Here is a 22,659-nt window from a genome sequence, read left to right as displayed (position 1 = left end):
CTAGAATGCGCCGGCCCAAAATTTGAATAATCACGACATGAGTAACGCGCAGCTCCATCAACCCGCCAGCGATCGGCCGCAGCCCGCGCCAGCGCCTGTCTCGCGGTTGCGGATCGGCTTCCTCTTGCTCGACCAGTTCACGCTCGCCGCCTTCTCCGGCTTGATCGACGTGCTCAGGCTGGCGGCGGACCATGGCGGACGCAGCCGCCAGCTGCATGCGAGCTGGACGGTGATGAGCCTCGACGGCGAGCCGCGGCGTTCGAGCTGCGGCGTCGCGGTCACCCCCAATGCCGGCCTGCTCGACCCGACGGGCTTCGATTACATCGCCGTCTGCGGCGGAAACGACTATCTCAACGACGCTCTCCCTGAGACCCTGCTCGGCTATCTGCGCCGGGCGGCGACATCCGGCGTGCGGCTGCTCGGCATCTGCACCGGCACCTTCGCCATCGCCCGGGCCGGTCTCGCCGGCCCGCGCCGGGTCTGCGTGCACTGGAACGTGCTCGATGCCTTCAAGGAGCGCTTTCCCAAGGTCTCGGCCGGGGTCGAGCGGCTCTTCATCGACGAGGGTGACCTGATCACCTGCGCCGGCTCGACCGCGGCGATCGATCTCGGTCTCTATCTCGTCGCGCGCCATTGCGGTCGCGACAAGGCCCAGCAGGCGATGCGGCACATGATGCTGCAGGACATGCGCCCGGCAGAGATGCCGCAGGCGCATTTCTATGCCGAGCTGGCACCCAATCTCGATGTCCGGGTGCAGCAGGCGGCGCAGTTCATCGAGCAGCGGCTCGACAATCCCCCGCCGATCGCTGCCGTCGCGCGCTATGTCGGCGTCAGCCCGCGCCAGCTCGAGCGCCTGTTCGGCGCCTCGCTCGGCCAGAGCCCGGCCGCCTTCCAGCGCAAGCTCCGGCTCGACTATGCGCGATGGCTGATCCTGAACAGCAAGCGCTCGCTCACCGACATCGCGATGGGCGCGGGCTTTGCCGACAGCGCCCATCTCTCACGCGACTTCAAGGCGGCTTTCCGCGAAACCCCGCGCTCCCTGCGGCAGAAGGCCCTCGCCTGAACCGCCCGCCCCGTCAGAGACAGGCGGCGATCGCCGCGAGCTGTGCATCCAGCGCAGCTCCACGCGCCGGGAAGCGGCCCTCGAGTGCCGATGTCCCGATGGTGAACCCGGCAGCTCCCGCCCGGCGAACAGCCTCGATCTGCTCGGGCCGGTCGATCGAGCCCGCGACGATCACCGGCTTGTCGGTGACGGCGCAGACGGCAGTCATCAGCGCGGGGACATCGACGCCGGAGCGATAGGCGAGCAGATCGAGCCCATCGACGCCGTCCCTACCCGCAAGGGCGCGGGCGCTGGCGGCGATCTCGTCGACCGAGCCGTTCAGCACGCTCGGATGCCCCGCGATCTCACCCGGGAAGGGATAGTAGCGGATGCCGGTGCCGCGCAGCAGCGGCAGGACATCGTCGGCATGCGTCCCGCCCAGCAGATGGTCGACGCCGAGATCGATGGCGGCGCGCACCGACATGATCTCGCTGGCGCGGTCGAGCGAGACGACTTCGAGATAGCTCGACGCGCCGCCGGCCTTGATCATACGGCCGAGTTCCCTGAGCGCGGCGAGCGGAAGCCCGACATCCTTGAAACCGATATGGCGGATGCCGGCCGCGAGCGCGGTCGCGACATGGCCGGCCGCCTCCGGCACCGTCCGGTCATGGCGCGTCAGCATGAAGATGAAGTCGAGATCAGCCATGGCGATGATCCTGGTCGCGCGCGGCCGCCAGACGGCACGCATAGTCGAATGCAATTTCGAAGCTGGCGGGATCGGCAATGCCCTGCCCGGCAATGTCGAAGGCCGTACCGTGGTCGGGGCTGGTGCGGATGAAAGGCAGGCCGAGCGTGATGTTCACCCCCTTGTCGAGGCCAAGATATTTGACCGGGATCAGGCCCTGATCATGGTACTGCGCGACGACGATGTCGAAACGGCCGGCGCGCGCCTGCATGAAAACGGTGTCGCCGGGCCAGGGACCGCTCGCCTCGATCCCTTCGCGCCGCGCCGCCGCGACCGCCGGGGCAATGATCTCGATCTCCTCGCGGCCGAACAGGCCACCCTCCCCGGCATGGGGGTTGAGCCCGGCGACGGCGATGCGCGGGGCTGGCAGACCGAGCGCCTTGCCGCCGGCATGGGCCAGGCGAATGGCCGACATCTGCGCCGGAAAATCGGCCCGTTCGATGGCCTCGCGCAGGGCACAGTGGATCGTGACGAGAACGGTGCGGATCTCGTCATTGGCGAGCATCATCGCGACCCGGTCTGCCTTGCCGCGATCGGCCAGGATTTCGGTATGGCCGGGATAGTCGAAGCCTGCGGCCGCCAGTGACTCCTTGTGGATCGGCGCCGTGACGATCCCGGCGACCTGCCCGGCCGCAGCCAGGTCGGTGGCCATGGCGATCGCGTCGAACGCGGCCTTGCCGCTTGGCGCATTGACCGTGCCGAGCGGAGGCAATGCGTCGAGCCGGGAGGATGCAAGGATATCGATCGAGTCCGGCTCGCATGCCGCCTCGCCCATAGCCGCGACCGTCCGGAGCTGGAGCGGGCTGCGCAGGAGCGTCAGGGCATGGCGCATGACCAGCGGATCCCCGATCACGATCGCAGGTCGCGCCTGGCCTTCACCCGGCGGTGCCTTCTCAGCCAGCCGCCGGGTGAAGAATTTCGCGACGATCTCCGGCCCGATGCCGGACGGATCCCCCATGGTGATCGCAATGGGCTGGACTGTCGATCTCATCGGCGATCTCCGGCTGGTCCTGGTTGGACGACAGGCGCCGCGCTCCGGAAAGCGGCATTGGCGTCACCCTCGCTGCCAATTCGGGGGAGATCGCTCCTCGCCATATCCGTGAGAATGGCAGAATCCGCAGCACTGAAAATGCATATGATCTGACGAATACTGGTGATAATTGATCACCAATGAAGCGCTCCGAAATCCCCTCGCTCGACGATCTGCGCGCCCTGGAGGCGGTGGCTCGGCTCGGGTCCGTGCGGGCTGCCGCGGCTGAGCTCGCACTGACACATGGTGCCGTCAGCCGGCGGGTTACGAAGCTCGGCATGGATATCGGCGTGTCCTTGCTCGAGGCGGATGGGCGCAGCGTGCGGCCCACGACCGGCGGCGAGACCCTGGCGCAGGCGACAGGCCAGGCGCTCGGCCTGATCTCGGAGGCGCTTGCGGCAATCCGGACAAGCGCCGCGCCAACACCGATCGTGCTCTCCTGCGAGCGATCCCTGGCGATGCGCTGGCTGATCCCGCGCCTCTCCGAATTCCAGGATGCCTATCCGGCGATCGAGGTGCATCTGTCGACGGGCGGAGGCGCGCTGGATTTCGCGCGTGAGCGGGTGACGCTCGCGATCAGACGGCTGGATTTCGCGCTCGATCCGGGCTGGGTGGTGACGACGCTGATGTCAGAGCGGATCGGCCCGGTGATGCCGCCAGCGCTACGCCGGGCCTTCGACAGCGGCGACTATGTCGCGCTGGGATCGCGAACCCGGCCGCAGGCCTGGCAGGACTGGCTCGACGGGCATCCGGACGCCCCTCGGCCCCGCTCGATCCGGCTGCTGGACCATCATTTCCTGATGATGGAGGCCGCGCTCGGCGGCCTCGGCGTCGCGCTCTCGCCGCAAGCGATCGCGGCGAACGACGTTGCCGCAGCGCGGCTGGAGGCGCCCGCCGGCTTCTCTCCGGACGGAACCGCCTATGGACTCATCCAGCCCCGAGCTTCGGCGACCAGCGAGGACCTGTCGGCGCTGCGGACCTGGCTGATGACCCAGGCCGCAGCGCTGTAAAGCGACGCCGAGGCTCCGTTCGCTCAGGGGATGACCGGTGCGCGGTAGGTGAAGGTATGCATCAAGGCAACCGCGAGCAGCATCACCACCGGGAAGTGGATGAAGAACTGCATCGAGGTGTAGCCGATCAGGTCCTTCGACTTCAGCTTGAGCACGCCGAGCAGCGGCAGCATCCAGAACGGATTGATGAAGTTCGGCAGAGTCTCCGCGATGTTGTAGACCATTACCGTCCAGCCGAGATGCGCGCCGATCTCATTGGCGGCCTTCATGATGTAGGGCGCCTCGATGATCCATTTGCCGCCGGCCGAGGGGATGAAGAAGCCGAGGATCGCCGAATAGATCCCGACGATGAAGGAGAACACGCTGGCATCGCTGGCGAGGCTGACGAACCAGTGCGCGATCGTGTCGGACAGCGAAGCGCTGCCGGCCTTCACCCGCGTCAGCATATAGGCGATGCCGCCATAGAACGGGAACTGCAGCAGCACGCCGGCGACGCTCGGCATCGCCTGCGAGAAGCTGACAAGGAAGCTGCGCGGGCGCCAGTGCAGCAGCGCGCCGACGAGCAGGAAGACGAAGTTGTAGGTGTTGAGGCCGGACATGGTGATCAGCGGATTGCCGGACTTGAAGGTCTCGTAGAACCAGCCAGCCGCCAGCACGACGATCAGGATCGTCAGGAGTGGGCTGAATTCGAGATAGTCGCCCGGCCGGGTCGGCTTCTGCTCGGCCTTGACGTCGGTGAGGTCGACACCAAGATCCGCCGCCGTCCTGGCTGACGCATCGGACGGGGTGGTGAAATAGCAGATCGCCGCCGAGAGCGCCGTGCCGACCACGATCACCGTCAGGTTCTGCCAGGTCAGGATCGTCTCGTAGAAGCTGATCACGCCGGTGATCGGCATCAGCGAGGGCGGAATGCTCGCCGGATTGGCCTGCAGCTGCGCCGCCGAGGAGCTGATGCCGAGGGTGAAGCCGAAGCCGAGCCCGAGGTAGCCGGCTGCGCCCGCCGCGCGATAGTCGAGGCGAATGTCGTTGCGCCGTGCGATCTCGCGCACCAAAAGGCCGGAGAAGATCAGGCTGACGCCCCAATTGACCAGCGAAAGCAGGATGCTCACCACGCCGACGAAGACGACGGCACCACGGCCGCTGTCCGGCACGGCAGCAGCGCGACGCATCAGCGCCGCGACCGGCGGCGACAGCGCGACGATGTACCCGCCGATGGCGACGAGCGCCATCTGCATGGTGAAGGGGATGATGCTCCAGAAGCCCTCGCCAAAGGCGGTGCTGACCGCGACCGGCGAGCCGCCATGTGCGATCGCCGCGAGCGCCACAGCCACCGTCGCCAGCAGGACGAAGATATAGGCGTCCGGGAACCAGCGTTCCGAGAAGGCCACCATGGTCTGCGACAGGCGCACGAGGACGCCTTCGCGCGGCGGTGCCGCGCGTTCGTTCAAAATCGTATCTGTCATTGTCCCCTCTTATGGCGGTTTGCCGCCGTTGGTTTGCAATCAGGCGTCGAGAACGAGGTCGCTGAGCGGGACCGCGCAGCACGTCAGGCAATCGTCGGCCTCGCCGTCATAGGGCGAGAGATGGCTGGCCGTGCCGGAGACGACGCGCAGGCGGCAGCTCTCGCATTGGCCGCTGCGGCAGCCGCTCGGCAGCGACAGCCCGGCCGCCTCGGCGGCATCGAGCAGGCTGCCTGATTGCACCGACCAGTCGAAGGATGTCCCGCTGCGCTCCAGAACGATGCGGCGCGGCGCCAGATTTGAGGGTATCTCGATCTGCGAGACGAAGACCTCGCTGAAGACGTCGAAACCGGGCAGGCCAGTGCTGGCCAAGGCAGCCCTGGTGTCGGCGACGAAGCCGTCGGGCCCGCAGAGATAGGCCAGCGGCCGGCGCGCGCCGGGCGCGAGACGGAGCCTCGCAATGTCCGGCCGGCCGGCGTGGTCAAAGTCGCGTCCGAGCCGATCCTGCTGCCGCGGCCGGGTGAAGGCCCGGATCACCCGCAACTCCGGAATGCGGCTGGCGATCATCGACAGCCAGTCGCCGAAGGGCTGCTCGGCCCCGTTGCGGCAGATGTAGACGAGCTCGACGGAGGGCGGACGCTGCTCCGGCGCCATCCGCGCGAGCGCGGCGAGATAGCCGATGAAAGGCGTGATGCCGACACCGGCTGCGACCAGGATCACCGGGCGGGCGCCGGTCAAAGGCGGGGTGAATATCCCTGCCGGCGGCTGCAAGGTGACGATGCTGCCCGGCGCGAGCGCGTGCAGCCGCGTCGACATCCGTCCGGGCGGCATGCCGTCGCCGCCGGCCGCGATCCGGCGCACCGCGATCTCGTATTCGGTGGGGTTCTCGGCCGGGCCGGTCAGCGAATAGCTGCGCGACAATCCCGTTCCGGGCTCGGTGACCTGGACATGCTGGCCGGGCAGGAAACCGGGCAGCAGCCCGCCATCGGCGGGAGCGAGGCCGAAGGCGAGGACATCCTCGGCCTCGTGCCGGCGGGTGCTCACGCGGAAGGCGCGCTCGCCCGCCCACCAGCCGCGCGAGGCGGCGGCGTCGCGGATGATCTCGCAAGCCACCGCCCGCAGCGGCACCGAGCCGCTGATCGGGTCGCGATCGCGATCGGACAGGATCGCGTTGATGTTGCGCGTCGCCGTCCCCGTCAGCGCCCCACCGGGACGCCCGAGCGGCGTGCACGCCTCCCACCAGCCGAACTCGGCGATCACGGTCCCTGCCGGCAGAGTCGGCTCCAGCTTCGCCCGCAATTTTGCCTCGCCGCCGCGCGTGCGCACGGTCACCCAGTCGCCGGCGACGATGCCGCGCTCCTTTGCATCCGCCAGGCTGAGCTCCACCGACGGATCGGGCGCCTTGCGCCTGAGCGAGGCGACATGGCGGTGCGACGAGTGGACGAACCAGCCGGACTTGGCGGTCGAGAGCAGCAATGGCAATTCGGGCGGACGCCCCTCCGCACTCGTCGGCTCGACATGGCAGGGCAGCGCCGGATGGCCCAGCGCCAGCAATTGCTCGGAATAGATCTCGATCCGGCGGCTCGCGGTTGGAAAGCCGGCGACGCCGCCGTCCCCACGAGCCGCGGCGTATTTGCGCTCCGGGTTGGGCTGCGGCACGCGAATGCCGCCGGGTTGGGCGCGCAATTGCGCGACGCTGAGCCCGAGCGGCTCGAGCTGGTGGTTCCAGCCGGCCTCGATCGAGCCGCCGAAGAAGGCCTCGGCATGGCCGAGCCGGCAGGCCAAAGCGAGGGCGATGTCGTAGTCCGCTCGGACATCGCCGCGCGGCGGCACCATGGCCTGGCGCAACTGGATGTGCTCGACCGCCGCCTGGCTGATCTCGAAGCCGAGCCGCAGCGCCTCGCGCTCCCAAGGCATGCTCGCTGGCAGGACGATATCGGCCTGCTCGGCGGTCGGGTTCATGAACATGTCGACATGGACATGGAAGTCGAGTGCCTGCAGCGCCGCACGATTGCGCCCGGAATCGCCCTGCGACACCACGAAATTGGTGCCAAAACTCATCAGCGCGCGGACACGATAGGGCTCGCCCTCGAGCACGGAGCGGCAGAAGTCGCGGGCGGTGATCCAGCCCTTGGCCGGCGGGCCCAATGGCAATTCGGCAAGTCCGAGGGCCTTGCGCCGCTGCGCTTCCGGCAGAAGGCCATAGTCGTTTACGGCGCGGAAAGGCGGCGCGCTCGTCCAGACATTGCCGCCGATGCGGTCGCTCGCACCGGTCAGCGCATAGAGCGTGCCGATGGCGCGCTCGATCATGGTCGCGTTGGAATGCTGGCCGACGCCGGTCCAGGAATGATAGGCCAGCCGTGGCGAGCCCTCGAACAGACCGTAGAAGCGGGCAAGGTCGTCGGTCGCGAGCCCGGTAATCCCCGCGACATGCTCGGGCGTGAAGGCGGCAGCCTCGCGCGCCAACAGCCGCATCACGGTGGCGTAGGCGATCGCCCGGCCATCCGCGCCCCGCAGCGTCGCCTCACCGTCGAGGACGATATCCTCCGGCCGATCCAGCGCTCCGCGCGTATCATGAGCCTGCGGCGAACCATCCGGCCGCAGCAGCACGAAGGCCTCGGCCGCGCCGTCCGGCCAGAGATCGCGCGCGCGCAGCAGGCGCCCGGTCGAAAGATCGACCAGCATCGGCGCGTTCGTCCATTGCCGGACGAAGGCGTCGTCAAAGCTGCTGTTGGTCAGGAGATGGCGGATCGCCCCCATGGCGAGCGCCCCGTCGGCGCCGGGGCGGATGCCAAGCCAGAGATCGGCGCTCTCGCCAGCGCCGCCGCGCTTGGGATCGACCACCGCGACGGTCGCGCCGCGCTTGCGGGCCTCGGCGATGCGGGTCGCCTGCGCCAGCCAGGTCCGCGTCGGGTTGTGCCCCCAGAGCACGATAGCATCGGCATTGTCATAGTCGGCAGCACCGATGCCCCGGCCATAGGTCAGGGCCTGGGCGAAATCCTTGTGCCAGCCGCAGATCTCGACGGCATAGATCAGGTTGGGACTGCCGAAGCAGCGGATGAAACGCTCGACCCATTCGAAGCTGTCGACCATCGGCGTGCCGCTCGGCGTCGTCACCGCGAAGGCCACCGTCTCGGCCCCGGTCTCGCGCCGGATCGTGCCGAGCCGATCGGCGATCGCGTCGAGCGCCTCCGGCCACTCGATCTCGACCCAGCCCGGCGATGCGGCGCCGCGCGGCGTGGTCCGTTTCAGCGGCTTGGTCAGCCGCAGCGGACTATCGACCAGTTCGGGGGCTGCCCGCCCCTTGGCGCAGAGCGCCACCCCGGTCGGATGCGCCGGGTTGGTCGCGACGGCGACGAGACGTCCGTCCAGCACATGGTTCAGCGAACCACAGCGGGAGCGGCACAGGGTGCAATAGCCCTCTTTGACCTCGGTATTCCGCATATCGGACATAAGGTAGTGTATTACGCGTGACGCGCTACTTCAAGTCCGAGATGCGACTCGCCATATCCTGGCGGATCGTGGCAGAGAGCGCCGATAAGTCGGCGCAAGGTGGGGAACGGATGCAACTGGTCTCGGGAGACGCCAATCTGCGCGAACAGGTCGTCGATCAGCTGCGGATCGCGATCGTCTCCGGCGAGATGCCGCCGGGCACAGTCTGCTCGGTGCCCTCGCTGGCACGCACGCTCGGCATCTCCACCACGCCGATCCGCGAGGCCCTGCTCCAGCTCACCTCCGACGGGCTGCTCCAGCCGATGCGCAATCGCGGCTTCCGGGTCGTCGACCCCTCGCTCGACGAGTTGCGCGGCATCTTCGAGGTGCGCATGCAGCTCGAAGCATCCGCCTTCCGCAAGCTAGTCCGGATGGGGGCCGACGATCTGTCGGAGCTGCAGGCGCAAGCCGACGCCATCGCCGAATCCGTCGAGACCGGGGACGTGCCGCGCTATCTCGCCGCCGACCGGGCCTTTCATGCGGAGCTTCTGGCGCTCGCCGGCAACGAGGTCCTCGCCGACATCGTCCTGCGCCTGCGCGACCGGATGCGGCTCTACGGGATCCGATCAGCCCATGGCCTGGAGCGACAAAAGGCCTCGGTGCCGGAACATTATCGCATCATCGAGGTCATCCGGCAGGGGCTGGAGGACGAAGCGGAGGCGCTGATGGCCAGCCATGTCATGGCCTGGGAGCCGATCTTCACCGAGGCGATCGCGCAGAGAAACGCACAGCCCGGCTAGAGCTAGAGCTTCAACATCGCGTTCGGTATCGAGGCGATGGAAAATATCGGGCGGTGGAGAGCAACGCCACACCGCATCCAGTTGGCCTGCTGCCGGTTCTGTGGACGCTCAGTGAAGCTAATCCGACCTTCTTTTCGAACTCGACGGGCTAGGGATTTCGCCGCGCAACCTTTAGGCGTCGCAAGGCGGCACGGTGGAAATCGCCGCTCAGTCGACCTTGATCGAAGCGCTCTTGGTGATTTTCGCGTAGCGTTCCGTGTCGTCCGCAATCCGCTTCGCGAATGGCGCCGCCTCCATACCGACGGTCTCCGCGCCCACCGTCGCCAGACGGTCTTTCAAGGCTCGATCGGACAAGGCCGTCCGGACGTCTGTGCCAACTTTCTCGACGATCGCAGCCGGCGTTCCCTTCGGCGCGAAAAGCCCGACCCAGATCGAGGCGTCGAACTCCGCCAATCCGTAATCCTTGGCCGAGGGCCAATCAGGCGCTAGTGGAGTGCGCTGCGCCGTCGTCATGCCGAGCACTTTGACCTTGCCGGATTTGACATGCGGGAGGGCCGAGGAGACGGCCAGAACACTGACCGGCACCTCACCGGCGGCGATCGCTGCGGCCGCGGGTGCGCCGCCCTTGTAAGGCACATGCAGAAGCTTCGTATCCGTGAGCATCGCGAACCATTCCGCGGTCAGATGGTTCATGGTGCCAGGGCCGGGCGACGAATACGCGACGTCGGTCGGCTTGGCCTTCGCCGCCGCGATCAGCTCCGGCACGGTGTTGTAGGGCGCGGCCGCATTCGCGGCCCAGAGCAGCGGTGTGTTGGTGACCATAGCAACGGGAAGCAAATCCTTTTGCGGATCGTGATTCAGCTTCGGGTAGATCGCCGGGTTGATGGTGATCTCGCCATTCGTCGCCATCAGCAAGGTGTACCCGTCAGGCTGCGCCCTGACGACCGCATCGACGCCGATCGTGCCGCCTGCCCCGGGACGGTTCTCTACGACGACCTGCTGGCCCCACATCTCGCCCAGCTTCTGGCCGAGCACGCGCGCAGCGATATCCGTGACACCGCCGGGCGCGAAAGGGACGACCATACGGACCGGCTTGGTCGGGAACTCCTGAGCAGCGAGCGGCGACCCGGCAAGGCCAAGCAACCCGGCCAGAAGAGCAATCCTGCGCATTTGAAACCTCTTGCAATTTCAGATCGGCCGTGAGCGCGGCCATGGAGCTGGCCGCGCCTCGAGACAGATCATTGATCTGGCTTCAGGCCGATCGTCTTGACCAGTGGGCCGAAGCGAGCGTCCTCGTCCTTGTAGAACTTTCCGAGTTCGGCAGGCGAGGAGCCGACGAAAACCACACCCTGCGGAATCAGCTTTTCGCGGACGTCTGCCTGCTGGACGATCTTGGCGATATCCGCGCTGATCTTGTCCACCACGGTCTTCGGAGTGCCCTTCGGTGAGGCGATCGAGGTCCAGGATTGGGCCTGCAGATAACCGTAGCCCGCTTGTTCAGAGGTCTGGACATCCGGCAATTGCTCCGAACGGCCCTCGGCCAGCACTGCGATCGCGCGCAGCTTGCCGGCCTTGATGTTCGGCATCACCTCGGTCGGCACTCCCGCGTAGAACTGCAGCCGGCCGGCAACGAGATCGATCACGCCTTGGCCGCCGCTTTTGTAGGGCACGTGCACAAGGTCGAGTTTCTCGCGCCGCGCAAGCATCTCTCCGATCAGGTGCGGCGTCGTGCCGGCGCCTGGCGAAGGATAGGCCAGGCCGGGATTCTTGCGCGCGTATTCGACCAGATCCTTCATGTTGTGGATCGGGAGGCTCGCGTTCACCACCATGACAAGCGGATAGTAGGATACCAGCGAAACCGGGTCGAAGCTCTTCTCCGTCGAGTAGCTCAGGTTCGGATAGACATGCTGGGTAATGATGAAGGGCGGCGGCGCCAGCAGCAACGTGTAGCCGTCAGGCGCGGCGCGGGCGACCTGCGCCGTGCCGACAGTCGTGGTCGCCCCCGCCTTGTTCTCGACGACGACGGGTTGGCCCCACATCTCGCTGAGCTTCTGCGCGATGCTGCGTCCCATGATGTCGGACGAGCCACCGGGCGCCATGGGAATGATCAGCGTGACGGGTTTGGAGGGATAGCTCTCGGCAGCCGCCGAGGAGGCCGAGAGCAACAGACCAGCCCCGGCCAGTGCAGTTTTCCAGGTCATGTCGCTCCCCTTATTGATCTTAAGATATGAACGTCAGACAATCTTCACAGGCTGGCTGTGGCTGTCAACTGCAGATGCGATGCCAAAATGCGCGCTTCAGACCGGTGCGCCGGCAGTCTTCTCCATCGCTTCATGGGCGTAACGATTGACCGGCCTTTCCACACCGAGGTTTTCCCGCAGGGTCCGACCCTCATATTCGGTGCGGAACAGACCGCGCTCCTGCAGCACGGGCACAACGAGATCGACGAATTCCTCAAGCCCGGTCGGCAACACCGCCGGCTGCACGAGGAAGCCGTCGACGGCACGGCTCTGAAACCAGAGTTCCATCTGGTCGGCGATGTCTTCGGCCGTGCCGATGACGGTGCGCTGCCCACGCGCTCCGGCATAGTGCTGATACATCTCGCGCGGCGTCAGGCGATCCCTGAACATATGGAAGTAGCGCGGATTCTTGTGGCTCATCATGCGCTCGGCCACATCATCCGGGAACGGTTGGTCATCGGGGTAAGGGCTCAAATCCATGCCACCCAGGGCATTCGACAACAGCTCGCGACCGACGTCCGGATGAATCGAGTCTTGGAGGAATTGATGCTTCTCCTGCGCTTCCCGGCGGGTGCGCCCGACGATGGCATTCAGCCCGGGCATTATCTTGATCGAATCCGGAGCACGCCCCGCCTTCGCGACACGAGCCTTCATGTCTGCATAAAAGGCCATGGCCTGCTCCAGCTCGGGGACATGCGAGAACATGACCTCGGCCGTTCTTGCGGCGACGTCCTTGCCGACGTCGGAAGCGGCCGCATGGGCGAGCACGGGATGCCCCTGAGGCGGGCGGGCCACGTTCAGAGGCCCCTTGACCGAAAAGTGGCGGCCCTTGTGGTTGAGCGTGTGTAGCTTGGCCGGATCGAAATAAAGTGCGCTTTCGCGATCTCGCAGGAAGGCGTCGTCCTCCCAGCTGTCCCAAAGCCCCTTGACGACCTGTACGAATTCGACGGCGCGATCGTAGCGCTCGTTCAGTTCATAATGTTCCTCGCGCCCAAAATTCCAGGCTTCGGAGGCGTTGGCCGAGGTGACGACGTTCCACCCTGCCCTGCCGCCGCTGACATGGTCGAGCGAGGCATAGCGCCGGGCGATATTGTACGGTTCGTTGTAGCTGGTGGTCGATGTCGCGACCAGGCCGATATGCTTGGTTCGGGCGGCGATACCGGAGAACAGGATCATCGGATCGAAGAACGCCATGTATTGCGGCCAACGCTTCAGCGCATTCACGTCGCCATCGCGCACCGTGATGGCATCGGCGATGAACATCAGGTCGAAGAGACCGCGCTCGGCAGTCTGCGCGACCTCGACATAGTGCTCGAAATTCGTTCCGGCATCGATCTGGGCATCGGGATGGAGCCAAGCCGCGACATGATTGCCCGTGGGATGAATGAAAGCGCCGAGCTTGATCTTGTCGGTGCGCGGGGAAACGGTCATCGAGGCCTCCTTGTCTGGTATCGGTCAGCCGCCTCCGTTCGCCTCCGCGGCCGCGCCGGGAGCGTGAGACATACCGACTGTGAGGAAATGCGGCCGGCTGCCGTGCCGGCCGCGTAGCGGGCTCAGTTCTCGGGCTTCAGCCCGATGGATGTCACGAGCGGCCCGAAGCGAGCGTGCTCCTTGTCGTAGAAGCTCTGCAGATCCGCCGGGCTCGATCCGACGAAGACGGCGCCCTGGCTTTCTAGACGCTCGCGGAAGGTCGGCACGGCGATCGCTTTCGCGATGTCGGCACTGATCTTGTCGACCGTCGCCTTGGGCGTGCCCTTCGGAGCGATGATCGAGGTCCAGGTGGTGGCCTGGAGATAGGGATATCCGGCCTCGGTCGAGGTCGGAACGCCGTCCAGCAGCTTCGAGCGCTCGCCGGCAAGAACCGCAATGGCCTTGAGCTTACCGGCCTGGATGTGCGGAATGACCTCTGGCGGCGAGCCGGCATAGAACTGGAGGCGACCGGCAAGAAGATCCAGCACGCCCTGCGCAGCCGAGCGATAAGATACGTGGACAAGCTCGAGTTTTTCCGACCTGGCCAGCATTTCGCCCATCAGATGCGGCGTCGTGCCGGCGCCGGGCGAAGCATAGGAGACGCCTGGCGTCTTGCGCGCATATTCGACGAGCTCCTTCGTCGACCCGATCGGCAGGCTGGGATTCACGACGAGGATCAGCGGATAATAGGCAACCAGGCTGATCGGAGCGAAATCCTTCTGCGAATCGTAAGGCAGGTTCGGATAGACGTATTTCGTTGTGACGAATGGCGGCGGCGCGACCATCAACGTGTAGCCATCGGGCTGGGTACGCTGAAATTGGATCGTCGCCATCGTTGTCGTGGCGCCGGGGCGGTTTTCGACGACGACCGGCTGTTTCCAGGCTTCGGACAATTGCGCGGCCAACGCGCGTCCCATGATGTCAGAGCCGCTGCCGGGGCCGTAGGGCACCACCAGCGAGACCGGCCTCCCCGGAAAGTCCTGCGCGGCCGACGGCATGGCGTGCAGGAGCAATGATGTGGCTAGAAAAAGGACGGATGCCCACTTCATATAGATCCCCTTCTGTTTAGGCTCATGCGACGGTCGTCGGGAGCGGCTTCGGGCGGAATCCGAGCTGGCTCTCGAAGCGATCCGCGAAGCGCGGCCAGACTTCGGGGTTGGCCAGGTGAGGCGGAACCTCGCCACTGAGCAGCGCCACCCACTGGCGTGCGGCCGACGCCGCCATTTCGCGCAGCGCTTCGTGGGTCATGCCCGCGATATGCGGCGTCGCGATCACATTATCGAACTGAAGCAGCGGATGATCATGGGGCGGCGGCTCCTTGAGGAACACGTCGATGCCGGCTCCGGCGATCACGCCCTCGCGAATGACCTCGGCCAGATCGTCCTCGACGACGATGCCGCCACGAGCGGTGCAGATGAAATAGGCGCCGCGCTTCATCCGCTCGAAGGCAGCCCGGTTCATCATTCCATAAGTCTCGGTGCTCCGGGGACAATGAACCGAAACGAAGTCGCTTTCGCGCAGCAACTCGGCCAGCTCGACCTTTCGCGCGCCTCGCTCCGCCACCTCCTCCCCTGAGAGATAAGGGTCGCAAGCCAGCACCTGCATGCCGAACAGCTTCGAGCAAATCTCGGCGACGCGCCTGCCGATATGGCCGATGCCGACCAGCCCGATGGTCGTGCCGTGAATGTCGTTTCCGATCTGCGCGTATCGATCGACCCCGGCAGCGGTCCGCAGGCCCTTGTCGGAGACAGCGATGCGCTTGGACAGCGCAAGCATCAGGCCGAGAGTGTGCTCGGCAACGGCCTCCTTATTGGAGCCCGCTTGGTTGCAGACGGCAATTCCCGCACGTGTGCAGGCCTCGAGATCGATCACATCGAAACCGGCCCCCGTCGATTGCACGGCAAGCAGGTTCGGGCAGGCTTCGATCAAGGCGGCGTCGGCGAGCCAGGGGCCGCGCAGGTCACCACGAGTCGAGACTTGGTAGCCGTGCATGCGCCGGAGAACCGCCCGGCTGGCTTCGACCGGGTCGTCGAAGCTCAGCCTGCTGAGTTCGATGTCGGGGCTTCCGGCCAGCATCTGCTCGGCGACGGGATCGAGCCAACGCTCGAAGAAGGCGACTCGCTTGATGTTGGCAGTCATCGGCATGGGTCCCCGAAGCCGCGCCAAGAGCCTTGCCGCAGCCTTTAGAATGAAAGACGATCTGACAATCGGCGAATGGAGGCGAGCTTGGGAAACGAAAAGGTTTCAGGAGGCCATGAATCGCTTTCATGGGGGCAACGCCGTCCCGGAAACCGCAGAGTGAGGCGATGAGCGACCGCTACCTGCCATCGCTGGCTTATCTGCGCGCCTTCGAGGCGACGGCACGGCATCTGAGCTTCACCAGGGCCGGGGTGGAGCTCAACCTGACCCAGACCGCGATCAGCCATCGCATCCGCAGCCTCGAGGAACTGACGGGCACGCGCTTGTTCGACCGAGACCACGGCGAGGTCCGTCTGACGGCGATGGGTCGCGACTACCTGGAAACCGTGCGCGGCACGCTTTCGGCGCTGTCACAGGCAACCAGCCGCATGATCGACCGACAGAATGCAAACTCCCTGGCCATCGCGACCCATATCAACTTCGGACTGAAGTATCTGATCCCAATCCTGCCGGATTTCCGGCGGCTACATCCGCGGGTCGCACTGCGACTGATTACCGTTCCGAGCTTTGAGCCGGCGCAGCGGCGGCCGGACCACGACGTCGCGATCCGCTATGGCGCCGGCGAATGGCCCGGTATGGCGAACTATCCATTGGGAGGCGAAGAGTGCTTTCCGGTCTGCGCACCCGCATTGGCCGGCGCCATCGCCTCTCTTTCGGACCTGCCGAGACAGACCATCATCCGAACGCCATCGGCACTGTTCGGTGACGACTGGCCGCAATGGCTCGAGGCCGTCGGCGCGCGAGTGACGCAGTTCGACGATGAGATCGTCTGCGACTTCCTTTATGCCGCGGTCGAGGCGGCGAGCAGTGGGCTGGGCGTCGCGATGGGGCGTTCCTCCGTGGTCGGCGAAGACATCGCACGTGGGCGGCTCGTCGCACCGTTTGCGAAAAGACTGCCGCTCGCCAGCGGCTATCACCTCGTGATCGCCGAGGATGCCGCGGACCGCCCCGCAGTCCGGATGTTCCGCGAATGGCTGGTATCGCGGTTTCCTACGTTCGCATCGGTCAGCGGAACAGGGCCACCGGCGCCAGCGTGAGGGCCGGTACATAGGTGAGCAACATCAGGATGCCGAGATAGATCAGGAAGAAGGGAACCACGCCGCGATAGAGCTCCGGCAGGGGCGTCTTGAAGATTGCATGCGCGGCGAAGAGGTTGAGCCCGAAAGGCGGCATGAACATGCCGATCGCCAAGTTTACGGTGACGATGATGCCGAAGTGCAGCGGATCGACGCCGGCCTGCGCCGCAATCGGCGTCAGCAGCGGGGCGAGGACGAGAATGGCCGCCGGCGGCTCGAGAACGCTGCCGACCACGAGCAGAAGCACATTCAAGACCAGCAGGAGAAGCCAGGTCTCCAGGCCGAGCTTGTCGATGAAGGCGACCAGCCCTTGCGGCAGGCCGCTGGTCGTGATCAGCCAAGCATAGGCACCCGCTGCCGAGACGACGATCATGATCTGCGCAACGAGGACCGACGAGTCGAGCACGGTCTTCCATAGATCGGCCAGCGTCATCTCCCGGTGAATCAGGACGGAGACGACAGCAGAGTAGACGCAGGCGATGCCGGCCGCCTCGGTCGGGGTGAAAACCCCGCCATAGATGCCGCCGAGGATCAGGATCGGCGCCAGCAGCGCCCAGACCGAGCGCTTCGCGGCACGGACCACAGCCTCCCGGCGCGGCGGAGCGCCGGACGGGATGCCCTGCAGCCGCGAGCGGATGACGACATAGATCGCCAGGGCGGAGGCGACGATCAGGCCCGGAACGATGCCGGCGAGGAACAGCTCCGTGACGGATTGCTGCGCCGCGATGGCATAAATGATCATCGGTATCGAGGGCGGGATGATGACGTCGATCACGCCCGTCGCTGTGACGAGGCTCACGCCGAAGATCCGACCGTAGCCGCTCTTTTCCAGCGACGGCAGGGTCAGCTTGCCGATCGCCGCGACGCAGGCGACGCTCGAGCCGGACATCGCGCCGAAGACAGATGCCGAACCGATCGTCGCCAGTGGCAGCGAGCCGCGGACGCCACCGACAACCGACATCACGAGCTCGATCAGTCGCTGCGCAATGCCTCCCTTGGCCATGATGTCGCCCGCCAGGATGAAGAGCGGCACGGCGAGTAGCGCAAAGGCATCCAGGCTGCCGAACATGGCGGTGTGGACGGCCCGAAGCGGGGCATCGCCGAGAAGCATGATGCCCGTGCAGGTCGCCACCATCAGAGTGGCGAAAATCGGCGTGCCGATGGCCAGCAGCGAGATCGGCAGAACGAAGAAGACTGCGGCGCTCAAGGCTGCACTCCATGAGTCTCGGAGTGGCAGGGAACGACGAGCCGCAGTGCCGTCAGAATGGCGGTAAGACCCAGGCCGATGCCGACACAACTTTGCGGAATCCAGACCGGAAACTCCATCGCCTCGCTACGCTGGTCGAAGCCATGCAGCATGCTCACGACCGTAAAGCTCTCACGGGCGACGACCGTGCAGACGGCGATCGTGATCACGGCGGCCAACGCCGCGCCGCCCCGACGCAGGGGCGGCGAAAGCCTCTCAAGCAGCAGGTCGATGCGGATATGGGCATTGTTCCAGGTGACGCTCGCCAGCGCACTGAACACGACCAGCACCATCAGATACAGCATGGCCTCCTCAGCCCAGCTGATCGGCCGGGAGAAGAAGTATCGCCCGGTGACATTGACACCATTGATCGCCACGATGGCGATCAGGCCGAGCCCGGCGATCCGGGTGGATGCCCAGGCGACGGCATCGCCGAAGCGCCGGGCGATGCCGATGACACCGAGGCGGGCGGATTCGCCGTCTCTCGTCTGAGCCTGGGTCATGCCTTGCTCTGGGCGGTCTTCTGCAGCAGCTCGAACAGCGCCTTCTCTGGCGGCTTGCGCGACGTGACCTCTTCGCCAATCGGCCGCAGCAGCTTCATGAGTTCCTCATGCTCGGCCGCCGAGATGTCCGTGATGGTGCCGCCACTGGCGGTCCAGAAGGCCCTCTGCTTGGCGATGAACTCCTTGGTCCAGCCATGCACTTCGGTGCTTGCTTTCTGCCCCGCCTCGGAAACCGCCGCTTGCAGATCGGCAGGCAGCTTGCCGAACCAGGATTTGCTGACGACGGACACGACCGTGACCATGGCCTGATTCGTCTCGACCAAAAATTTGGCCGCGTCGTAGAAGCGCAGCGCCGTCAGGACCTGCAGCGTGCTCATCACGCCGTCGATGGTGCCCTGCTGGAGCGCGGGAAGCACTTCACCCAAAGGCATCGGCACGGCGGTGGCCTTGAGGCGCTTGAGCTGCTCCGTCTGGATCGGAGAAGCCAGCACGCGGATCTTCTGGCCAGCAAGATCGGTGAGTTTCTCGACCTTGGTCCGGGTATTGAAGACAGCGGGTCCGCTGATGAACAGGCCAGCGCCCTTCAACCCCTTGTCTTCGCCAAGCGCCAGGAAGGCCTTGTTGAATTCAGGGTCCTGAAGCGTCCGTTCCGCGTGATCGACGTCCTTGAACAAGCCGGGAGCGCCGAGTATCTCGAAACGGCTGTCGACGCCGCTCAGGAATTCCGGCGGCCCGACGAAGCACTGGACCGATCCGAACTGTGTGCCCTCGATCATGCGCGGGATCGAACCGAGCTGGCTCGCAGGGTAAATCTCCGGCTTGATCCGGCCACCGCTGCTCGCCTCGATAAGCCTGGCAAAGATCTTCATCCACTCGTGCTGAGTATCGTTCAGCGTTGGCGTGCCGATCTTCATAACCGCGGGAGCCGTTTGGGCCCTGAGTATGCTCGGAGCAGCCAGAAGCGAAGCAGCTCCGATCACAGACGTGACAAGGCTGCGCCTGGAAGGCGTTGTTGTGGTCATGGTCTTGAACCCCTCGTGGTGGCAGGCCTCTGCGGGCCCTTGAGATGAGGTCGGGTGCGGCGTCAGTGGCCGGCGCCCCCGAAATCGTGCAGGATTGTGTTGTGCGCGACGCGCACGCGTTTGACCGTCTCCGGCGTATTGCGGCTGCGGCCGACGAAGCGGGGAATGCCCGCCGTCAGGACGGCGCCCACGGCGGGAACGTCACCGTTGCGCAAGCCGGCGAGCGCATCCTGTTGCGACCCGCCTGCACAGGCGTCGATGACGACGAGGTCGGCATCCTTGCCCGGTGCGATGATGCCGCTGTTGAGGCGATAGACGCGCGCATTGCTGCCAGTCGCCGCTGCGATGGCGATCTCCGGCGCGACGCCGCCCAGCGAGGCGAGGTGGCTGATGGTGTAGAACATGCCGAGCGGCATGATGCCGCTGCCGGTCGGCGTATCGGTCGCGATGAGCAGGCGCTCTGTCTTGCCCGCCTTCGCCAGCAACTCCGCAACGAGCAGGGTCGTCCGGAGATTGCCCGCGGTGCAGACCTGCATCGCGACGTCAGACTCGTTGACCAGCCGTGGGAAATCGGAGTCCGGAATCGCGGTCGGCCCGCCATTCACGTGATAGGAGACATCCGGGGCGATCTTCAGGACGTGATCGGCCCAGATGCCCGACGACCCGGGAATCGACGAACCGCCCGTGTGGACCATCGAGACCATGCCGTGCAGGCGTGCCATGGCGACGAGTGGCGCGTAATCATAGGGCGTCGGAAAGGCACCGAAGCCGGCCTTCACCATCCAGACGCCCAGCTTCTTCAGTTCCGCGAAATCGGCTTCCGTCAGGCCGGGCTCAAGTATCAGCGATCCCGCATGAACCCGCATGCCACCAGGGCGGTAGGTCTCGAAGCACTTGCTGGCCGCGACCGCCAAGGCCTTGACGCCATCGACATCCTTGGGCCGACCAGGAACATGGACTTCCGAGGCGCTGATCGCGGTCGTCACCCCACCATGCACATAGCTTTCGAGAAAGCCGACCGTCTTCTGCCGGGGGGTGTAGTCGCCGAAGGTGATGTGGACATGCGAATCGATCAGACCCGGGATCGCGGTCGCGCCACCGGCGTCGATCACGACATCGCAGTTCGCCACCGCCGCAGCCGATGCGGTTCCGACCGACTCGATCAGCCCGTCGGCCGTGACGATCGTATCGCCTGGCACGATTGGCGCAGCGAGGTCGCCGCTGACGATGGTCCCAAGATTGACGATCGCGGTCCGCATCGGTGGCTAAGCCCTCTCTTCAAACGCCGCTTTCGCGGCTCATGACTTCCGCATGCGTCAGGCCGCCGACGCGGGCATTGAGACGCCCCTCGCTGGAGAGGCAGAAGATCAGCGCCACCTCGTCCGGCATCGGCGTGTCGGGCAAGGTGAGCGCCATGCTGTCGTAATGCGAGCGCACATAGACGTCATGCTTGTGGTTCATTGGGACGTCGATCGGCGTTCCCGGCGCGCCGATTTTGGTGACCGAGGAGATCCAGGCCCTCGCGCCGCCGATGGCGTCGCGGATCGGGTTGGCGAAGGCCGTTGTCAGCAGCGCATTGGCGTGCTCTTGCTCGCCGTTGAGGCCGACGATACCGCCCTTGCCGTAGCTCTGGACCTCACGACCGCCGAGCGCCTCGACTGCCAGTTCGCCCATGCGAGCACCCACGGGAATGCTGGCTTCGATCAGCGGCTTGAGATCGGCGACATAGCCCTTGCCCGCCAGCGGATTCTCGACGATGGCGACGATGGCAACCTTCCGACGCGAAATCTCGGCCTTGACGCCCGAATCCTCGTGGCGGTCCTCAACCAGGACAAGCGTTCTGCGAATGTTGAGCTGCATCGTGGGCGTTTCCGGAAGCTTGACTTCGATAAGCTCCGGACTATGTCTTTGTCAGACAATTTGTCAATCGGAAGATAAATCATGCAGACTAAAGGATCCGCTATCCTGTTTTCCGAGATGACTCCCGGCGCCGATTTCGCCGAGGAGTTTCATCGTTGGTACGACGAAGAGCATATTCCGATCCGTATGGACTGCCCGGGCTTCGTCAGCGCTCAGCGCTACGGCCGCACCGACAGGGACGGGTTCCTCGCCGTCTACGAACTGGACGATGCCGCCGTGCTGTCGTCTCCGCCCTACAAGGTAATCAAGGACACCCCGTCCGAGCGGACCGCCTGGATGCTGAAGAATGTGGCCGGCTTCACCCGCTATCTCGCCTCCGAGACCTCGGTCCAGGTTCGCGATGGCATCGATCGGCCCATGGATGCACATATCCTTTACGCGGTAGCATTTAATGTGCCTGATGAGGCCGCTGAGGATTTCGATTCCTGGTACGAGACCGAGCATGTCCCATTGCTGATGGAGTGCGAAGATTGGCTCATGGTTCGGCGCTTCCGGGTTACGGATGGAGTGCCCGAAACCTTCACCCATCTCGCCCTTCACTATCTTGCCGACATGCGGGCGCTCTCGTCTCCCGCCAGGGAAAAAGCGAGGAAAACGCCGTGGCGTAACCGGCTTGCAGCGAATGAATGGTTCAAGGCGAGCTACACCACGTTTCAGAAACATGGTCGGCGACAGGTTGGACGAGGTTGAAATTGCGACGTAGTGATCTTCGGGTTCTGCCGAGAACGGTCCAGCAGCTGACCGTGGAGAAGCTTCGAGCGGCTATCCTCGCCGGCGTGTTCAAGCCTGGGGAGCGCCTGATCGAAGTGGATCTGTGCGAGATGCTGGGCGTCAGCCGGCCATCGGTCCGCGAGGCGCTCAGGAGTCTCGAGGCCGAGCGGCTCGTATCGATCATACCCAATCGCGGCCCGCAAATCCCGATCCTGTCCTGGGAGAATGCCAGCGAGATCTATCGCGTGCGCATGCTGCTCGAGGGCGAAGTCGCTGCGCTCGCGGCGGAACATGCCACGCCTGCCGACTACAAGACCCTGGCCGCGGCGCTCAATGCCTTCGCCAAGGCCGCGAAGCAGGATGATCCTGATGGACGGCTTTCGTCCACCGGGACCTTCTACGACGAAATGATCAGGCTCTCCGGCAACAGCATCATCGACGAGACCCTGCGCGGCCTCTACGCGCGAATAACCTTTCTCCGCAGCCGCTCGATGTCACTTCCCGGACGCGCCGAGAAGAGCCATGCCGAGATGAAGGCGATCCTCAACGCGATCGAGACGGGCGACTCCGAAGCGGCTCGCGCCGCCGCGATCGAGCATGTCCGGCAGGCTCATGCAGCCGCCAAGATCGCGTATGATTCCGAGGGGCTGCAACGGCCCAGCGCTGCCTGACCGCCCTCCGCAGGCATTCAAGCGACACCGGCCCGGCTTCGCCGGGCCTTTGCCGTTGCCGGCAGAATAGGCACTGAGCAAC

General features: G+C 65.4%; 20 protein-coding genes. 6 read left to right on the top strand and 14 right to left on the bottom strand.

What is annotated here, in order from left to right:
• Positions 1 to 37 precede the first annotated feature (37 nt).
• The gene (locus VGV58_RS02720; protein ID WP_326872440.1) at positions 38 to 1,063 is read left to right on the top strand and encodes a GlxA family transcriptional regulator; all 1,026 of its coding nucleotides are present in this window, start codon (positions 38 to 40) and stop codon (positions 1,061 to 1,063) included.
• Between the two features lie 13 nt (positions 1,064 to 1,076).
• On the opposite strand, the gene VGV58_RS02715 is transcribed toward VGV58_RS02720, so the two are convergent.
• Both VGV58_RS02715 and pdxA read right to left on the bottom strand, forming a co-directional pair.
• Positions 1,077 to 1,748 carry a beta/alpha barrel domain-containing protein gene (locus VGV58_RS02715; RefSeq protein WP_326872439.1) on the bottom strand — a complete coding sequence of 224 codons (672 nt, stop codon included), beginning with the start codon at positions 1,746 to 1,748 and terminating at the stop codon, positions 1,077 to 1,079.
• On the bottom strand, positions 1,741 to 2,778 hold the full coding sequence (pdxA, locus tag VGV58_RS02710; protein WP_326872438.1) for a 4-hydroxythreonine-4-phosphate dehydrogenase PdxA: 1,038 nt from the start codon (positions 2,776 to 2,778) through the stop codon (positions 1,741 to 1,743). The genes VGV58_RS02715 and pdxA overlap by 8 nt, the downstream gene beginning before the upstream one ends.
• Positions 2,779 to 2,957: 179 nt before the next feature.
• Between pdxA and VGV58_RS02705 the strand changes: the two genes are divergently transcribed.
• Positions 2,958 to 3,827, top strand: coding sequence for a LysR substrate-binding domain-containing protein (locus tag VGV58_RS02705; RefSeq protein WP_326872437.1), 870 nt, complete (start codon positions 2,958 to 2,960; stop codon positions 3,825 to 3,827).
• Between the two features lie 23 nt (positions 3,828 to 3,850).
• Here VGV58_RS02705 and VGV58_RS02700 read toward each other — a convergent pair whose 3' ends face one another.
• Together VGV58_RS02700 and VGV58_RS02695 are read right to left on the bottom strand one after the other, a co-directional pair.
• Positions 3,851 to 5,290, bottom strand: a complete 1,440-nt coding sequence (locus tag VGV58_RS02700) for a short-chain fatty acid transporter (RefSeq protein ID WP_326872436.1) — start codon at positions 5,288 to 5,290, stop codon at positions 3,851 to 3,853.
• A 39-nt stretch (positions 5,291 to 5,329) separates the two neighbouring features.
• Positions 5,330 to 8,731: a molybdopterin-dependent oxidoreductase gene (locus VGV58_RS02695; RefSeq protein WP_326873546.1), complete on the bottom strand. Its 3,402-nt coding sequence runs from the start codon at positions 8,729 to 8,731 to the stop codon at positions 5,330 to 5,332.
• Between the two features lie 26 nt (positions 8,732 to 8,757).
• Between VGV58_RS02695 and VGV58_RS02690 the strand changes: the two genes are divergently transcribed.
• On the top strand, positions 8,758 to 9,519 hold the full coding sequence (locus VGV58_RS02690) for a GntR family transcriptional regulator (protein WP_326872435.1): 762 nt from the start codon (positions 8,758 to 8,760) through the stop codon (positions 9,517 to 9,519).
• 207 nt (positions 9,520 to 9,726) lie between these two features.
• On the opposite strand, the gene VGV58_RS02685 is transcribed toward VGV58_RS02690, so the two are convergent.
• From VGV58_RS02685 to VGV58_RS02665, 5 genes are all read right to left on the bottom strand, one after another.
• Positions 9,727 to 10,689: a Bug family tripartite tricarboxylate transporter substrate binding protein gene (locus VGV58_RS02685; RefSeq protein ID WP_326872434.1), complete on the bottom strand. Its 963-nt coding sequence runs from the start codon at positions 10,687 to 10,689 to the stop codon at positions 9,727 to 9,729.
• Between the two features lie 68 nt (positions 10,690 to 10,757).
• The gene (locus VGV58_RS02680) at positions 10,758 to 11,720 is read right to left on the bottom strand and encodes a Bug family tripartite tricarboxylate transporter substrate binding protein (RefSeq protein ID WP_326872433.1); all 963 of its coding nucleotides are present in this window, start codon (positions 11,718 to 11,720) and stop codon (positions 10,758 to 10,760) included.
• A gap of 96 nt (positions 11,721 to 11,816) precedes the next feature.
• Positions 11,817 to 13,190 (bottom strand): LLM class flavin-dependent oxidoreductase, encoded by a 1,374-nt coding sequence (locus VGV58_RS02675; protein ID WP_326872432.1) that lies wholly within the window; start codon positions 13,188 to 13,190, stop codon positions 11,817 to 11,819.
• A 122-nt stretch (positions 13,191 to 13,312) separates the two neighbouring features.
• Positions 13,313 to 14,413: a Bug family tripartite tricarboxylate transporter substrate binding protein gene (locus tag VGV58_RS02670; RefSeq protein WP_326872431.1), complete on the bottom strand. Its 1,101-nt coding sequence runs from the start codon at positions 14,411 to 14,413 to the stop codon at positions 13,313 to 13,315.
• The gene (locus VGV58_RS02665; protein WP_326872429.1) at positions 14,301 to 15,368 is read right to left on the bottom strand and encodes a hydroxyacid dehydrogenase; all 1,068 of its coding nucleotides are present in this window, start codon (positions 15,366 to 15,368) and stop codon (positions 14,301 to 14,303) included. Before VGV58_RS02665 ends, VGV58_RS02670 begins: the two co-directional genes overlap by 113 nt.
• A gap of 167 nt (positions 15,369 to 15,535) precedes the next feature.
• Here VGV58_RS02665 and VGV58_RS02660 point away from each other — a divergent pair, with 167 nt between their 5' ends.
• Positions 15,536 to 16,465 (top strand): LysR substrate-binding domain-containing protein, encoded by a 930-nt coding sequence (locus VGV58_RS02660; protein ID WP_326872427.1) that lies wholly within the window; start codon positions 15,536 to 15,538, stop codon positions 16,463 to 16,465.
• Here VGV58_RS02660 and VGV58_RS02655 read toward each other — a convergent pair.
• The 5 genes from VGV58_RS02655 to VGV58_RS02635 all read right to left on the bottom strand — a co-directional run bounded on the left by VGV58_RS02655 (position 16,434) and on the right by VGV58_RS02635 (position 21,135).
• Entirely contained in the window at positions 16,434 to 17,711 is a 1,278-nt protein-coding gene (locus VGV58_RS02655; protein ID WP_326872426.1) for a TRAP transporter large permease, read from the bottom strand. The two genes, VGV58_RS02660 and VGV58_RS02655, sit on opposite strands and share 32 nt — an antisense overlap.
• Positions 17,708 to 18,253, bottom strand: coding sequence for a TRAP transporter small permease (locus tag VGV58_RS02650; RefSeq protein WP_326872424.1), 546 nt, complete (start codon positions 18,251 to 18,253; stop codon positions 17,708 to 17,710). Before VGV58_RS02650 ends, VGV58_RS02655 begins: the two co-directional genes overlap by 4 nt.
• A complete protein-coding gene (locus tag VGV58_RS02645; RefSeq protein ID WP_326872423.1) occupies positions 18,250 to 19,167 on the bottom strand; it encodes a TRAP transporter substrate-binding protein in 918 nt (305 codons plus the stop codon). The genes VGV58_RS02650 and VGV58_RS02645 overlap by 4 nt, the downstream gene beginning before the upstream one ends.
• A gap of 170 nt (positions 19,168 to 19,337) precedes the next feature.
• Entirely contained in the window at positions 19,338 to 20,534 is a 1,197-nt protein-coding gene (locus VGV58_RS02640; RefSeq protein ID WP_326872422.1) for an amidohydrolase family protein, read from the bottom strand.
• A gap of 19 nt (positions 20,535 to 20,553) precedes the next feature.
• Positions 20,554 to 21,135, bottom strand: coding sequence for an amino acid synthesis family protein (locus tag VGV58_RS02635; RefSeq protein ID WP_326872421.1), 582 nt, complete (start codon positions 21,133 to 21,135; stop codon positions 20,554 to 20,556).
• 81 nt (positions 21,136 to 21,216) lie between these two features.
• On the opposite strand from VGV58_RS02635, the gene VGV58_RS02630 reads away from it, so the two are divergent.
• A complete protein-coding gene (locus VGV58_RS02630) occupies positions 21,217 to 21,885 on the top strand; it encodes a DUF4286 family protein (protein ID WP_326872420.1) in 669 nt (222 codons plus the stop codon).
• Complete coding sequence (locus VGV58_RS02625; protein ID WP_326872419.1) at positions 21,822 to 22,577, top strand: GntR family transcriptional regulator; 756 nt, start codon at positions 21,822 to 21,824, stop codon at positions 22,575 to 22,577. Before VGV58_RS02630 ends, VGV58_RS02625 begins: the two co-directional genes overlap by 64 nt.
• Positions 22,578 to 22,659 lie beyond the last annotated feature (82 nt).

Source organism: Allobosea sp. (assembly GCF_035944895.1).
Lineage (GTDB): Bacteria > Pseudomonadota > Alphaproteobacteria > Rhizobiales > Beijerinckiaceae > Allobosea.
Note: the sequence above shows the minus strand (reverse complement) of the source record. Positions and strands in the feature narration are given on the sequence as shown.

Bases quoted from the DNA above. Each gene is read 5' to 3' on its own strand.
- VGV58_RS02720 (WP_326872440.1), top strand. From the start codon at position 38: ATGAGTAACGCGCAGCTCCATCAACCCGCCAGCGATCGGCCGCAGCCC.
- VGV58_RS02715 (WP_326872439.1), bottom strand. From the start codon at position 1,748: ATGGCTGATCTCGACTTCATCTTCATGCTGACGCGCCATGACCGGACG.
- pdxA (WP_326872438.1), bottom strand. From the start codon at position 2,778: ATGAGATCGACAGTCCAGCCCATTGCGATCACCATGGGGGATCCGTCC.
- VGV58_RS02705 (WP_326872437.1), top strand. From the start codon at position 2,958: ATGAAGCGCTCCGAAATCCCCTCGCTCGACGATCTGCGCGCCCTGGAG.
- VGV58_RS02700 (WP_326872436.1), bottom strand. From the start codon at position 5,290: ATGACAGATACGATTTTGAACGAACGCGCGGCACCGCCGCGCGAAGGC.
- VGV58_RS02695 (WP_326873546.1), bottom strand. From the start codon at position 8,731: ATGCGGAATACCGAGGTCAAAGAGGGCTATTGCACCCTGTGCCGCTCC.
- VGV58_RS02685 (WP_326872434.1), bottom strand. From the start codon at position 10,689: ATGCGCAGGATTGCTCTTCTGGCCGGGTTGCTTGGCCTTGCCGGGTCG.
- VGV58_RS02680 (WP_326872433.1), bottom strand. From the start codon at position 11,720: ATGACCTGGAAAACTGCACTGGCCGGGGCTGGTCTGTTGCTCTCGGCC.
- VGV58_RS02675 (WP_326872432.1), bottom strand. From the start codon at position 13,190: ATGACCGTTTCCCCGCGCACCGACAAGATCAAGCTCGGCGCTTTCATT.
- VGV58_RS02665 (WP_326872429.1), bottom strand. From the start codon at position 15,368: ATGACTGCCAACATCAAGCGAGTCGCCTTCTTCGAGCGTTGGCTCGAT.
- VGV58_RS02660 (WP_326872427.1), top strand. From the start codon at position 15,536: ATGAGCGACCGCTACCTGCCATCGCTGGCTTATCTGCGCGCCTTCGAG.
- VGV58_RS02650 (WP_326872424.1), bottom strand. From the start codon at position 18,253: ATGACCCAGGCTCAGACGAGAGACGGCGAATCCGCCCGCCTCGGTGTC.
- VGV58_RS02645 (WP_326872423.1), bottom strand. From the start codon at position 19,167: ATGAAGATCGGCACGCCAACGCTGAACGATACTCAGCACGAGTGGATG.
- VGV58_RS02640 (WP_326872422.1), bottom strand. From the start codon at position 20,534: ATGCGGACCGCGATCGTCAATCTTGGGACCATCGTCAGCGGCGACCTC.
- VGV58_RS02635 (WP_326872421.1), bottom strand. From the start codon at position 21,135: ATGCAGCTCAACATTCGCAGAACGCTTGTCCTGGTTGAGGACCGCCAC.
- VGV58_RS02630 (WP_326872420.1), top strand. From the start codon at position 21,217: ATGCAGACTAAAGGATCCGCTATCCTGTTTTCCGAGATGACTCCCGGC.
- VGV58_RS02625 (WP_326872419.1), top strand. From the start codon at position 21,822: ATGGTTCAAGGCGAGCTACACCACGTTTCAGAAACATGGTCGGCGACA.